Below are 13,482 nucleotides of genomic sequence, written 5' to 3'. Positions count from 1 at the left end.
TGGTAAGCAGAGTTTTTGAAATGTAAGGCCTTTGAATAAGACAAAAGGCTGCCTCATCGCTAACTTTGCAACAGTGCCGTATTTCGCTTGAAGAAGCGCCGCCGCCAAAACAGCAGATTGTCTGCAGCCGGTCCTTTGGGGAGCGTGTCACGACGTATGAAGCCATGCGCCAGGCAGTTTGTCAGTATGCTGAGCGTGCAGCTGAAAAACTGCGCGGCGAGCGACAGTTCTGCAGGCACATTGCTGTATTTGTGAAGACGTCACCGTTCGCGGTGAACGAACCGTATTACGGGAATGTGGCCAGTGAGAAGTTGATGACTCCCACGCAGGATACCAGGGACATCATAGCCGCAGCGGTGAAAGCACTGGATCGGATCTGGGTGAATGGCCATCGATATGCAAAAGCGGGTTGCATGCTCAATGATTTCACTCCTACCGGGGTTTCGCAGTTGAACCTGTTCGATGATACTCAGCCCCGAAGCAACAGTAATCAGCTGATGAAAGTCATGGACGGTATTAACCATTCCGGTCTGGGGAAAGTATGGTTTGCGGGACGAGGTATCGCACCTGAGTGGCAAATGAAACGGGAGATGCTTTCACCGGCCTATACAACTCGCTGGTCTGAACTGCCAGTAGCGAAATTATGAGTCACGAAAAGGTTGAAAAACTTGGTGATTTCAGTGTGAAAGAATTTAAAATTTTCCTTTACAATCATAATAATAACATTGAAATCGGCATGGTGAAAAACATAAAAAAAGGATGCTCTCCGGCATCCTTTTCCCTTACTCACTTGACTCAGGAAGTCTTTTCAGAATACGTTTTATTGCATCATCAATCTCCGACTGTGCCTCAGCGGAAATGCGGGAAAACTCATAAACAACCAGTCGCTTCTTTGAATCAGTTTTCTTTCTGGCAAACTGATTGCGATCTGAAAATTCTCTCAGCTTCTCAGTTTGAACCGTTCTGGTAGGGCGGGTTGTCAACGATTTGCTCTCAACCCTGATAGCCGCCAGAATTTTGCTTTTATCAATTGCCGGATAATCTGGCATGGTCTTCAACCGATGTTGAACTTTTTCCATCAGTTCTGTTACGGATGTTTGCTTGTTGTTTGCTTCTTCAGCCAGTTTTAGCAAAAACTGATAATCCGACAAAGAAATATCATTTATCACCGGGAATACTGCAACCATTTCATCTGGCACTGCTGCGGCCTGAAACGCGCGAGTCACTTTCGCCGGAGAGAGATTCTCTTTCAACGCAATCTCTTCTTTCGTCATGCTAGTTCCATAGGTGACTTCAAGTCGTTTCCCCAACTCTCGAAGGCTATGTTCTCTAGCTGTCTGGATATCTTGCGCTAACTGCCGTGCATCGGCGAGTGATATATCATCTTTAGTTACTAGGATTTCGAATTTAACGTTATTAAATATGCAGGCGGCACGGCGTCGGGTCCCATCTAATATCTCAATTCGTCCATTAACCTCCCGTCCAATAGCCGGGAAGAATTGCTGCAGCTTTATCGTCCGGGAAATATCACTAACGGACTCACGCGTAAGCATAGCCTGATCTCGTCCATTGACCGATGCATCAACGAACGTCTTTGATTCAATCTCTCCGCTTAATACAACCGTTTTGACAAATTTGGCCTGCTTGCCGGATTTAAGAGTAAACGTTTTGACATCTCCGTCACCTTCAAGCATACGGGCAAACTCTGAATTGCTATTACCGAGAACTCGCCCACGAGCTAAAACCTTTTTCATTTAGACTCTCCCCGGATGTATTCAATGCGGTCAAAAACTGCTTTCGTAAACCGTTCTGCTTCAGTACGTGCCTTTTTCAACGCTTCAGCACTACCAGGGTATGAAACAGGGTTAGCACTAATAATAGTGTCAAAAGATTCACCACATCGTTCGAATCCATCCAAACGTGGCAGTGACGAGTCCAGAATATTACTTGCATACACTTCGCGGGCCAGGCTATGCGAAGTTTCGTGATCACGCTTATTAGTCATTTTTGACATGAAACCGATACTCGCGCTCAGGCGTGGTTCCACACCTTCGTCTTCAAGACGCTCCAGCATTTCAGGCAAACGTGTCAGATATTTAAGGGTTGAATGGAAATCAACCTGTGCCGGTGGAGTAGGGGTCAGAAGCAAATCACTCGCTGCCAGACCATTCAGAAGGAACGGATCAAGATGGGGGCCAGTATCTATGAAGACAAAATCATAGTCACCAGCGATACGGTCAATAATTGTTTTCCTGAGGACTTCAGAAGGTTTAAGTCCTGGTAAATGTTCTGCTACTAAAGACTCCCACTGGCTCGCCACAAAGCCGTCATCAATAGAAGCAGGGATGACATCAACACCAGGAATAATGGTGGGGCGAATAACTGCTTCTCGCAATGTTTCAACATCGAGATCATTCAGCATTGCCTGAGCAGCTGTTTCAAGGACTGTACCAATGCTATGGGTGTGATCCAGGAACATAGTACTGGAGGCCTGTGGGTCGAGGTCTATTACAAGGATGCGAAGATCATGCCGCAGCAGGTCCTGATGTACACGCAACGCATGTGCAAGAGTAACTGTACTGACTGTTTTTGATACACCACCTTTAAGGTTTACAACGAAAATAACGTAGGGTTCTTTATGGATATCGCGATATTTAGGTATCTGTCGGTGGGCGTAGATATCGATAACATTCTTTATCGTCAGAGCATATTGTTCGACGTTACCAATCTGCTTTTTATTAAATATATAGCCGTCTTCTTCCATTTCTTTCATGGCCAGTTCTACGATACGCCGGCTCAGCTTTGGTAGTTTTGCGACAGCGTTACGAGTATATGTCTGATGATAATCTGTCAGATTAAATTCTTTCCTTTGTTCCTCAATATCCCTACTCATAGCCTGAAGTAAAGCGCTTGCTCTAAGAGCTATGGTACCCACACTACCGTAATCGCGTTTCATTTTTGTCCCCTAAAGATGGAATCCTTGCACATTGATGGCGTAGAAGCTCACGCCATTGTACACAATAAATAATAACGTACAACATATAATGATACGACATTAAATTATTGTACGTTAATACCTACCTATCACGTAGCTCAAAAAGACAACTGAGGCTGTACTCAAAGAAAAAACCGTGAGTCTGTTCAGAGCTTGCATCTGAGCAGGCGAGGGGTTGGACAAGCTCCGTGGGCGCGTCAGCCTGTCACATTGGGGTATGCTCTATATATACCACCCGAAAAAATACCGGCGAATATTATTGTTACCACATAAGTGATACCATCATAAGCAAGACCACTTAAAAGTTACCAGAAGGACAAAATATGTTCGTTTTTGGTTACCTCCGGGCATCCACTTCAGAGCAGAATGCCAGCCGGGCAAAAAATGCACTGAAGGCATTTGCAAACCAAAATGGCCACCGTATTGCTGGCTGGTATATCGACAATGTCTCCGGTACGACAATGAACCGTCCTGAACTGATCAGGCTTCTTGGTGATGCGGAACCTGGTGATGTGATTCTCATTGAACAGGTCGACAGGCTTACTCGACTGGATGATGCAGGCTGGGAGACACTCAGAAAGCAAATCACCGACAAGCAGCTGGCCATCGTCAGTCTTGATTTACCAACCAGCCATCTGGCGCTATCCAGCACAGTAAGTGATGACTTCACCCGAAGCATGCTGAAGGCCGTAAATGGCATGATGCTGGATATGCTCGCCGCTATTGCCAGAAAAGACTACGAAGACCGTCGACGTCGCCAGGCAGAGGGAATCTGTAAAGCGAAAACTGAAGGAAAATACCGGGGCAGGGTGGCCGATGCACAGAAACATGAACTGATACGTACTCTGCGTCTGGCCCACGGAAAATCACTGCGTGAAACAGCCCGCCTGGCTGGCGTATCAAAGATGACAGTAATCAGGGTCTGTAACGGCAATCATAAGCAGGATACTGATTGACGATACTTATTCACGTTAGGTTCAGAACAAACAATTAAGCTTATGGAGCGAATATGGCTGAAAGAATATCTCAAAGAGAACAGGAGTTGTTGGAGGAATTCCTTTGTACTGTTCTGGATGATTTCAGTAAAGGCAGTATAACCCACCATCAGGCTGTCAGCGGTATCGCGACATTATATACAGCTGCCACAGAAGGACGGAGAGAAGAGGCTTTAGAATATCTGAGAGAGGGAAGAAAGTTGCTAAGGCAGTAATTGATGATGAGTAAAGATGGTTTAGGAAGGGGACCGAACCACCCCGGAACGGTCCCCTGAAGGAATGGCAATTCCGTTCACCGCCAATATTAGCTTTTCCCGGGCTGTGATAACATCTCCGGGTCATTTTTCAGAGCCCAGGACTGATGAAGAAGAAACCAGGTACACCCACACCCCATGACGCGACATTTCGCCAGTTCCTGGCGAATCCCGATGTCGCCCGTGACTTCATGATGTTACATCTCCCGGCTGAATTACGCGCGCTGTGCGATTTGACCACGCTGAAGCTGGAGTCCGGTACCTTCGTTGAGGACGACTTACGTCAGTACGCCAGCGACATTCTCTGGAGCATGAAAACCACCACCGGCGATGACGGGTACATCCATCTGCTTCTGGAACACCAGAGTTCGGCGGATAAAAATATGGCCTTTCGTCAGCTCAGATATGCTGTCGCCGCCATGCAACGTCATCTTGAAGCGGGTCATAAAAAACTGCCGCTGGTCATCCCGGTTCTGTTTTACCACGGCAGCCGGAGTCCGTACCCGTTCTCCACGAACTGGCTGGATTGTTTCAGTAACCCGGAACAGGCCGGAAAAGTATACACGACAGGATTCCCGCTGGTTGATGTCACCGTCATCGATGATGATGAGATAATGAACCACAGACGGATGGCCGCACTGACCCTGCTGATGAAACATATCCGCCAGCGGGACATGATGGAACTGCTGGACAGGCTACCCCGGGTAATGGTGGAATGGATTTCCCCCGAACAGGTGCGCGTTCTGATAAACTACATGGTAAATGCAGGTGAAGCGCCTGCACCTGAATTTATGCGGGCGCTGGCAGAGCGTCTGCCGCAACACGAGGATGAACTGATGACCATCGCACAACAGCTTGAACAGATTGGCATCGAGAAGGGCCTGCAGCAGGGTCTGCAGCAGGGCCTGCAGTTAGGTGAACAACGCGGTATTGAAAAAGGCGAGCGCGAAGCCACCCTTAAAATTGCACGAACCATGCTGCAGAACGGAATTGACCGCAATACCGTCATGAAAATGACCGGTCTGACTGAAGACGAACTAGCGCAGATCCGCCACTAATCCCCCTTTCCTGGCACTCCCTGTCCGGCCATCAGAGAATACTGGTGGGGCAGGGAGGCACCAGACTCAGGCTCTGCCTGCCAGCCACAGCGATTAAACACCTTCATCACCCCCACTACGTTACCCGTCAGACGTGCTGTAAGCGGATTTATCTGTCGGCCGCTGTCGTCAAAAGCGACATCGAGGTTGGCCCGTGAGAGATAAATGCCGTTCACGCCCGCACTGAGCGCCACAGCATTTCGGCCTGACCATTCCCGATCGCTCAGCAGACGGTAGTTCCAGTGCATATCTTTCGCTGTTTCCAGAGCATACGTCAGCCGGAACAGGTCGTTCTGCTCGGACAACTCGCCGGTGCAGGAACGCCAGAGGTAATTCAGCTTGCTGGCCAGCTTCGCGCTGACGCCCAGCTGGCGCCTCTGTTTCAACAGCCACTCGATGTCCGGATTTATCTCCCGGGGGAAACGCCGTTGCTTCAGCGCAGTCGCCAGCCAGCGGATGAGAAAGAGATTTTCCTGTGCCGGCGAGAGAACGCCACCCTCCTGCCTGGCCAGCGCAAGCGCCACCAGGGCACACCATGCCAGATGGCCCGATTTTTCTGTCAGCGTCACGGCTTCTCCCGCAAGTCAGAAAAATGATGTAATTCATCCAGCATAATCAGCACACGTCGGCCCGTCTTACGGGGAAACATTCGCCGCATCTCACGCGTCAGCTGCTTCTTCTCCCATCCGTAAGGGAAAATAATGCTGTATTCATTTCTCTCAGCGTAAATATCAGGGCCCGCGACGATACGCGCTACCTCCTTATTCAGACGTTCGCCTCGCCAGCCATAAGCCGCCAGTCGCTTACGGATACGTGCAATGGGAAAACGTTTATCGGAGTGACGGGGGAAGAGTAACGTCCCGTCCTCATTTCGTTTGACGCCAAACATATCCAGAGACTGCTCGATCACCACTGTTCTCGTGGGAAAATGCTCACGCATAGTTTTCATCATATTTTCCATTCCAGACTCCTGAATTAATACCTGCAGCTGTCTGACCAGCCAGAGAGCAGCGTTATCTCCCTGCGCCATCATTCATTTCACACTGGATCTCACGCCAGTATCCGGCAATATTGTTTACCACCCGAGCCGTCATAACTGCGTCAGTGACGGCGGAGTGTGCCTCCCCGGCCCAGCTCAGCCCAGCCTGACTGACAGCGCCGGAAAGCGATATGGTACCGTAGCGATTGGTGGGGCCGTAATACCCCGCTGCAAGTCGCATGGCGCAGTACACCGTCAGAGAGTCCAGCCAGCTGGCACGGTCGTTATGCGCTGCCGCTGTCTGCTTCAGAATGCGCGTATCAAACTCAGCATTGAAAATAACCAGCGGGCGCCGGCCGATATGGTGCTGCAGCTGCTGCGCAATATCGGGCCACGATGGCGCACTGACCAGATCATCGTCACTGATACCGTGTACTGCAGCTGCTGCCGGATCGATGCCGACAGTGGGTTTAAGGCGGGTCTCAAATATCCTCTCACCGCGGGCATTCACCAGACCGATTTCCAGCGCCTGCGCGCCGGCATCAAGTCCGGTTGTTTCGGTATCGAGGAAGACGGGGTCCAGCGCTAACCAGGTATGTGCCAGCATGGCGAACCTGCCACACTCACTCTTCATCCGGGCCTGCAGGCCCAGACGTGCGCTGGCCTGCCGCTGTTTTTCTGTCTGAGGGCGTTTCGCCCGCATCGGGACGCAGTCAGCCAGCCGCCATACGCCGTATTTCCCGCCGTAAGGACTTTTGTACATTCTGACCGGTTCCACACCGGGGGCTGGCTTCATCCTGAACTCATCCCGAAGCCGCCCTCTGGTGTAGCATTTTTCCTCCGCCCGGGGCGCTTCATCACAGGCGTCTGAATTGTCATCATCACGCATTCTGGTCACCGGTCTGTTTATTGCCTGAAAGCGCCGCCATCAGTGACTGGTTCTGACGCTTCAGGGCTTCAGCCTCACCGCGCAGTGCCGCGACCGTTTCTTTCTCCCCCATCGTCTCCAGACGGGCATCATCACGCTGGTTTTCCAGCTGCGTGCAGCGATCTGTCAGACTGGCTATTTCACTGCCCATTCGCACCAGTTGCTCCGAGGAGGCTTTTTCCTGCGATTCCAGCCTTGCGGTGAGGCTGCTGACTCTGTCACGCTCAAGCGCAAGCTCCCCGGCGCGCGCCTGTGCATCAGCGACGGCCTGCTCGAGGCGCTGCTGCAGTGTCTCGCGGGTGGCCTGATGCTGCTGACGTTCTGCGGCCAGCGCATTTTCCTGCGATTCAAGACGGGTAAGGAGAGAATTGACTTTATCGCGTTCAGACTTCAGTTCTTCTGTACGCGCATTAGCTTCGGCAGAAATTTGCTCCAGTCGTTTCTGCAGGTCTTCCCGTGTGGCTTTGTGTTGTGCCTGTTCCTTACTCAGTGCATCCTGCAGGGCAGAACTGCGTAACTACAGGGATGACACCTGGGAAGCACCACAACGGGCCGCCAGACTCAGTGCGGCCGTCAAGCGCTACAAAACGTATGAGATGCTGTACTTCTTCTTCCAGATCGCTGATGAGGCCGGGCTGGACTATACTCCGCTGGTTGTAAAGCGCCTGTGCGCTCATCTTTTCGACAGGCAGGGCAGCCAGAATATTATTGTTGATATCTTTGGCCAGAAGGGACGCATGCACCGCAGCCATGACAGTGATCCTGACATTATTGCTGCCGTTGCCGAACGCTACCGGCAGCAGGCAGACGACCACTGGCAGACAGTCATGAAGAATATCGGGAGATTGAAGCAGGACTACCGGAAAAATCAGAACAGACAGAAAGGCGCAGGGGATTAAATGCATGATTAATGCTAATGTATGCGTACATTAGCATTAATCACATAAGTCAGTGAAAATAAATCAGGCTTATTCAACGTGGCGAAGGTTCTTTGGCCAGTTGCTGGAGCTGCTTCCCGAAATCAGGAAAGCCTGCGGCTGAAAGTACATCAGCAACAGCACTGGCTCTGGGATGGCAACGTTCAAGCCAGACCAGTTTGAGATCAACGCCTGACTTATCCGTATCATGCATGTGACGCGGCAAACCGGAATTACCAAACGGGCATTCAAAGGCATTCATGGCGTCGAAAAAGCAGCCGAAGAGTTCATCTGCCGGAATAGCAAACAGATGCCATTGCTGACGTATAGCGGAGATCATCGGCACATTTACACCGTAGCGACAGAGTCTGCCGGTAAGCGGAACCGCAATGCCCAGGCGGCGTGCCTGATAGCGGGCAGCGCCAAAATGGTGTGAGCCACCGTCGTTCAGCCAGTAAAGTCTCCGCTCTGCCCACGGATATTCAGCAAACAGCATCCGGTCGAGCCGTAATTCCCAGTGACGCATATTTTTTCGCAGGTGCTCTTCAGTCACAGGTTCAGCCAGCTCACGGCATCTCAGTACAGGAAACTCATCGATGTCCCGGAGATCATGATCCATAGATTTCGAGGCCGAAATCCCCCGAATATCTGTGATGTCGCATGAAAAATGAGGGATATTTTCTTTTCTAATCAGCTGCTGAACCTCAGGAACAGCAAGTGAATGGCTTTCGAGCCGGCGCTGGTAGCCCGGTTTGCGGTAGTCGATCGTCCAGGGGCGGGAATGAAATGAAATGATGACAGGGGTCAGCTAACTTTTCTTGCCGTGCAACGGTTCCACGACCTGAATGCCACGCTCCAATCGCTGCTTGTTCCCTTGATAGTCCTGCAACAAGATCGCGATAAACAGTGTATCCAGCAGGTTGAGCTGAATGATCCGCGCCACCGCATTTTGCCCCAACAGCGGCCCACTCATGGCCGGACTAAAGATCGACAAATCCGAATTCTGCGACAGCGGCGAGGCATTATCGTTGGTAATGCAAATCACCTTGGCCTGCCGCTCATTGGCAATCTCTACCGCATTCAGCAGTTCCCTTGTCTCCCCTGATTGAGAAATCACGATCACCACATCCTGCTCGTCCAGCTGACTGGCGACCATCAACATCAGGTGGAAATCGCTATAGCTGTGGCTGATGATGCCGATACGCAGGAGCTTATGCTCAAAATCCAGGCATACCGATGCCGAACCACCTACCCCCAGTATCATCACCCGTCTGGCGCGATAAATCAGGCCGGCTGCCTGCCCAATCACCTGGGTATCTGCCACCGATTGCGCCTCCTTCAGCACCTGAATGCTGTTACTGAATACCTTATCCAGCACGGTATCCAGATTATCGTCGGCCGTGATCTCTTCCTCTTTCTCATAGGGCAGAAAGTTGAAATAACTCACCAACGCGCCGCGCAACTCGCGAAAACCGGAATAACCGATTTTTTTGGCAACCTTGACGATCAAGGGTTCAGAAACATCAAGACACCCCGCAACTTCACGCAGTCCGGTATTTTTTGTGATGTTTCCTTTGGTGATCAACCACTCAACGATACTGCGCTCAGTCGGATTCAGCGAAGAGAGCGACATCTTGATCTTGGCCCCGATGGCCAGTGCATTTTCGGTATCCGGTAACACTTCGCGCTGATTTGCCATTTATCCCCCCGCAGTTTATGTCGATGTTCGCCAGTAGTTTACCACAGCCCCCAGCGGGACATGAATCCCTATCTGGCCATTCAAAGCAATAAATTCACAATCATTATCCATATTGTAAAATCCTGACATCCGATAAAGATATCAGCATTGTCGATCACTCGCTTTATCCAGCCCCCAATCCATCAAGTACTACACACCAGTGATGGGAATAATCTTTTGTTCACAAATGTTTTAATTTATGTGAAGTCGATCTCTTCGGTCTATTGCAATGACATATACTTCACATTAATAATTCGTACTGTGAAGTCTATGTCATTCTGATTCAGGATGAAGCCTCGATTGCTCCGGGAAAAAACCACTATGCAATACCCGATCTGATTTAAGGGAAAACTATGAAATCGTCATTCTTCGGTATTCTTCAGCGTATTGGGCACTCTTTTATGCTGCCCATCGCTCTGCTCCCCGTCGCCGGGTTGCTGTTGGGCATTGGCGCATCATTCACCAACGCCACCACCATCGAATCCTATGGCCTGCAATCCCTGTTGGGTGACGGCACGGTACTTCACGCATTACTCACCGTAATGAAAAGTGCCGGTAGCGTCGTCTTCTCCAATCTGCCGATGCTGTTTGCCATCGGCGTCGCGATGGGTATGGCTACCAAAGAGAAACAGGTCGCCGCCATCTCCGGTGCAGTCGGCTTCTTTGCCATGCACGCTACCATTAATGCCATGCTGCAACTCAACGAGTTATTGGCCCCTGGCGCGTTACCTGATGGTTCGCTGGGCATGAGCGTGGGGATCAAGTCTCTACAGATGGGCGTGTTCGGCGGAGTTCTGGTTGGCCTGGGTGTTGCCGCGCTGCACAACCGTTTTTATCGAATCGAGCTGCCAGCAACGTTCTCATTTTTCGGTGGCACTCGGTTTGTACCTATCGTTACCGCATTGACCTATGTGGGTGTGGGCATCCTGATGTTCTATATCTGGCCAACGATACAGGAAGGGATCATGCATCTCGGCGCGTTGGTTAACCGGGCAGGCTATGCCGGTACCTTTATCTACGGCTTTATCGAACGGGCACTGATCCCCTTCGGCCTGCACCACGTGTTCTACATGCCATTCTGGCAAACCGGGCTGGGCGGAACCGAAATCATCGACGGTATCTCGGTCTCTGGTGCACAAAATATCTTCTTTGCCGAATTGGCTAGCCCGAACACCAAAGAGTTCTCGGTAGAAGCTACCCGTTTTATGGCCGGTAAGTTCCCGTTCTATCTATTCGGCATCCCTGGGGCCGCACTGGCTATCTACCATTGTGCCAAACTGGAACACCGTAAACTGGTGCTTGGCCTGCTGCTGTCGGCCACCCTGACCGCCGTGTTGACCGGGATCACCGAACCTATCGAGTTTTCATTCCTGTTCGCTGCACCGTTGCTGTATGTACTGCACTGCGTGCTGGCGGGTCTGTCGTTCATGCTCTGTCACATCTTCAACGTCGGTGTTGGGCAAACCTTCTCCGGAAGCCTGATTGACTTCGTGTTGTTCGGCGTACTGCAAGGCAATGTCAAGACCCATTGGCTGAATGCCATCCTGATCGGTATTCCACTGTTCCCGATTTACTACTTCAGCTTCCGCTTCCTGATCCTGCACCTCAACTTCAAAACACCAGGGCGTGAAGACGAAGGCCAGGAAACCAAGCTCTATACCCGTAAAGACGTTGAGGCTGCCAAAGCCAACGGCCAGCAAGGCGATCAGGTTTCCGATTTGATTGTTGCCGGTCTGGGTGGCAAAGCCAACATCACTAATATCGACTGCTGCGCCACGCGGCTGCGGATCACCGTCGCCGATGAAAATCTGGTGGACGATAGCCTGCTTAAAAGCTCAGGGGCACGCGGTGTGATCCGCCGGGGCAAAGGCATCCAGGTGATTTATGGCCCGCAAGTCACGTTGATTAAATCCAATCTGGAAGACTGTCTGCAAGACGCTTAGTAAACCAACATCCCATTACCAACGCATTACTGTGAATTTGTTGCTGCCAGACCGGCAGCGACAACAGAGGATAAACGATGAAAATTGCCATTGGCTGTGACCATGTAGGGATCATTTTAAAACCCACCATTGCCGAACACCTGGAGGCGAAAGGGATCACCGTGATCGATAAAGGCGCTCATGGAGAGCAGCGTACCGACTATCCGCTGTATGCCAAAGCCGTTGCCGACGCAGTAGTCTCGCAAGAGGCCGATCTTGGCATCCTCATCTGTGGTTCGGGCATCGGTATTTCGATTGCTGCCAACAAGGTCAACGGCATCCGCGCAGTGGTATGCAGCGAGCCTTACTCGGCCAAGCTGTCCCGTCTGCACAATAACACCAATATTCTGGCCTTCGGCTCCAGGGTCATCGGTGCCGAGCTGGCGAAGATGATCGTCGATGAGTGGCTTAACGCTGAGTTCGAAGGGGATCGCCACCAGAAACGTGTTGAAATGATAGCCGTTCTGGAGACTCTTCCATGAACAATGCATTCTGCCCCTCATTGATGTGCGTTGACTTCTCCCGCCTTGGCGAAGAGCTGGCCGAACTGGAAGCGGCTGGAGCAGCCATGTTCCATATCGACATTATGGACGGCCATTTTGTCCCTAATCTGGCGCTGGGGCCGGAGGATATTAAGGCCGTCGCTAAGCTGGCGAAGATCCCTTATGACGCCCATCTGATGATGAGCAACCCGGACGCGTATATCGACAAGTTTGCCGATCTGGGTTGTAACATTATCTATGTGCACGCTGAAGCCCCGACACACCTGCACCGTACCTTGAGCAATATTCGCCAGCGTGGCGTCAAGGCTGGCGTGGCCATCAATCCTGGGACGCCTTTGAGCAGCCTGAGTGAGGTACTGGATGTGGTTGATGTCGTGTTAGTGATGTCGGTCAATCCTGGCTTTGCCGGCCAGCCGTTTATTCACAACACGATCGATAAGACCCGTAGGCTGCGCAAGATGCTGAGGGAACAATACAGCGAAGCAAAAATCGCCATCGATGGCGCTATCTCACCCGCAATTGTCAGAGAGCTGGCCGCGGATGTGGATATGTTTATCCTGGGTACCGCCGGGTTGTTCCGTAAGGAAATGAGCTATCAGAAGGCAATGCAGATATTACAGGAACAGGCTGAGTTGACTTCACCCTAGCCCTCTCCCACAGGACTGCCTCTTATACACAAATCCCCCGCATTTATGCCGGGGATTTTTTAACTTTTTCCTCTTCCTGTGATCTTCCTTAGTATTCTCTTTCTGTAGTTTTTTAGTATGGTGCCATCTAATTGTTATTCACGGCTAAATTTTTCTGTACAAAAAACAGGCTTAACGTGGGATAATTTCCGTTTCCAGGCGGACCCCAAATACGTTGATTCTACCAGGTGCATGTTTATCGTAATGTGATCGTCTGTACCGGGTATTTGCTTTATGAAACTGATATTCGTCCTTGCAAGACGCGTCAATGAAGCATCAAAACGATCTTTGAGTTGTCGATCAATACGTTTGCTCTCGATGCTGCAGTACTTAGGGAAGGTGCGAACAAGTTCCTGATATGAGATCATCATATTCATCCGGAGCGCATCCCAGAGGGACATCATGAGC

Annotated in this window: 14 protein-coding genes and 3 pseudogenes; 8 read left to right on the top strand and 9 right to left on the bottom strand. The window is 50.9% G+C overall.

Going from position 1 to position 13,482, the window contains the following annotated elements; translation table 11 throughout:
* Positions 1-80: 80 nt before the first annotated feature.
* Positions 81-647, top strand: a pseudogene (locus tag OGY18_RS03030) (DinB/UmuC family translesion DNA polymerase); the annotation flags it as partial.
* A gap of 135 nt (positions 648-782) precedes the next feature.
* On the opposite strand, the gene OGY18_RS03025 reads toward OGY18_RS03030, so the two are convergent.
* Both OGY18_RS03025 and OGY18_RS03020 read right to left on the bottom strand, forming a co-directional pair.
* Positions 783-1,754, bottom strand: a complete 972-nt coding sequence (locus tag OGY18_RS03025; protein ID WP_016479949.1) for a ParB family protein — start codon at positions 1,752-1,754, stop codon at positions 783-785.
* Positions 1,751-2,956 carry an AAA family ATPase gene (locus tag OGY18_RS03020; RefSeq protein ID WP_015493083.1) on the bottom strand — a complete coding sequence of 402 codons (1,206 nt, stop codon included), beginning with the start codon at positions 2,954-2,956 and terminating at the stop codon, positions 1,751-1,753. Before OGY18_RS03020 ends, OGY18_RS03025 begins: the two co-directional genes overlap by 4 nt.
* Positions 2,957-3,318: 362 nt before the next feature.
* Here OGY18_RS03020 and OGY18_RS03015 point away from each other — a divergent pair, with 362 nt between their 5' ends.
* The 3 genes from OGY18_RS03015 to OGY18_RS03005 all read left to right on the top strand — a co-directional run bounded on the left by OGY18_RS03015 (position 3,319) and on the right by OGY18_RS03005 (position 5,302).
* The gene (locus tag OGY18_RS03015) at positions 3,319-3,951 is read left to right on the top strand and encodes a recombinase family protein (protein ID WP_022652286.1); all 633 of its coding nucleotides are present in this window, start codon (positions 3,319-3,321) and stop codon (positions 3,949-3,951) included.
* A 53-nt stretch (positions 3,952-4,004) separates the two neighbouring features.
* Complete coding sequence (locus OGY18_RS03010; protein ID WP_040219232.1) at positions 4,005-4,205, top strand: hypothetical protein; 201 nt, start codon at positions 4,005-4,007, stop codon at positions 4,203-4,205.
* A gap of 146 nt (positions 4,206-4,351) precedes the next feature.
* Positions 4,352-5,302, top strand: coding sequence for an Rpn family recombination-promoting nuclease/putative transposase (locus OGY18_RS03005; protein ID WP_040219234.1), 951 nt, complete (start codon positions 4,352-4,354; stop codon positions 5,300-5,302).
* On the opposite strand, the gene OGY18_RS03000 is transcribed toward OGY18_RS03005, so the two are convergent.
* The 4 genes and pseudogenes from OGY18_RS03000 to OGY18_RS02980 form a co-directional block, all read right to left on the bottom strand.
* Positions 5,299-5,910, bottom strand: coding sequence for a DUF2913 family protein (locus OGY18_RS03000; RefSeq protein ID WP_015493086.1), 612 nt, complete (start codon positions 5,908-5,910; stop codon positions 5,299-5,301). The genes OGY18_RS03005 and OGY18_RS03000 overlap by 4 nt on opposite strands.
* Positions 5,907-6,302 carry a hypothetical protein gene (locus OGY18_RS02995; RefSeq protein WP_040219261.1) on the bottom strand — a complete coding sequence of 132 codons (396 nt, stop codon included), beginning with the start codon at positions 6,300-6,302 and terminating at the stop codon, positions 5,907-5,909. The genes OGY18_RS03000 and OGY18_RS02995 overlap by 4 nt, the downstream gene beginning before the upstream one ends.
* A gap of 52 nt (positions 6,303-6,354) precedes the next feature.
* A complete protein-coding gene (locus OGY18_RS27470) occupies positions 6,355-7,209 on the bottom strand; it encodes a 3'-5' exonuclease (RefSeq protein ID WP_040219240.1) in 855 nt (284 codons plus the stop codon).
* A pseudogene (locus OGY18_RS02980) lies at positions 7,202-7,762 on the bottom strand (DNA-binding protein); the annotation flags it as partial. The pseudogene OGY18_RS02980 and the gene OGY18_RS27470, both read right to left, overlap by 8 nt.
* On the opposite strand from OGY18_RS02980, the gene OGY18_RS02975 reads away from it, so the two are divergent.
* Positions 7,707-8,147, top strand: a complete 441-nt coding sequence (locus tag OGY18_RS02975) for a hypothetical protein (RefSeq protein ID WP_064754782.1) — start codon at positions 7,707-7,709, stop codon at positions 8,145-8,147. The pseudogene OGY18_RS02980 and the gene OGY18_RS02975 overlap by 56 nt on opposite strands.
* A gap of 73 nt (positions 8,148-8,220) precedes the next feature.
* Here the strand turns inward: OGY18_RS02975 and OGY18_RS02970 are convergent, their stop codons facing one another.
* Together OGY18_RS02970 and OGY18_RS02965 are read right to left on the bottom strand one after the other, a co-directional pair.
* A complete protein-coding gene (locus OGY18_RS02970; protein ID WP_052954190.1) occupies positions 8,221-8,784 on the bottom strand; it encodes a DUF6685 family protein in 564 nt (187 codons plus the stop codon).
* Positions 8,785-8,973: 189 nt separating this feature from the next.
* Positions 8,974-9,864, bottom strand: a complete 891-nt coding sequence (locus tag OGY18_RS02965; protein WP_040219243.1) for an SIS domain-containing protein — start codon at positions 9,862-9,864, stop codon at positions 8,974-8,976.
* 392 nt (positions 9,865-10,256) lie between these two features.
* Between OGY18_RS02965 and OGY18_RS02960 the strand changes: the two genes are divergently transcribed.
* The 3 genes from OGY18_RS02960 to rpe all read left to right on the top strand — a co-directional run bounded on the left by OGY18_RS02960 (position 10,257) and on the right by rpe (position 13,035).
* Entirely contained in the window at positions 10,257-11,846 is a 1,590-nt protein-coding gene (locus OGY18_RS02960; RefSeq protein WP_040219244.1) for a PTS transporter subunit EIIC, read from the top strand.
* A gap of 77 nt (positions 11,847-11,923) precedes the next feature.
* A complete protein-coding gene (gene rpiB / locus OGY18_RS02955) occupies positions 11,924-12,367 on the top strand; it encodes a ribose 5-phosphate isomerase B (RefSeq protein WP_040219247.1) in 444 nt (147 codons plus the stop codon).
* Positions 12,364-13,035 (top strand): ribulose-phosphate 3-epimerase, encoded by a 672-nt coding sequence (gene rpe / locus OGY18_RS02950; RefSeq protein WP_047721798.1) that lies wholly within the window; start codon positions 12,364-12,366, stop codon positions 13,033-13,035. Before rpiB ends, rpe begins: the two co-directional genes overlap by 4 nt.
* A 134-nt stretch (positions 13,036-13,169) precedes the next feature.
* Here rpe and OGY18_RS02945 read toward each other — a convergent pair.
* A pseudogene (locus OGY18_RS02945) lies at positions 13,170-13,482 on the bottom strand (hypothetical protein); the annotation flags it as partial.

Origin of the sequence: Citrobacter sp. Cpo142 (genome assembly GCF_030332425.1) — a bacterium.
In the GTDB taxonomy this organism is placed as follows: domain Bacteria; phylum Pseudomonadota; class Gammaproteobacteria; order Enterobacterales; family Enterobacteriaceae; genus Citrobacter; species Citrobacter portucalensis.
The sequence above is the reverse complement of the archived record's forward strand: the minus strand, read 5'-3'. Positions and strand labels throughout refer to the sequence as shown.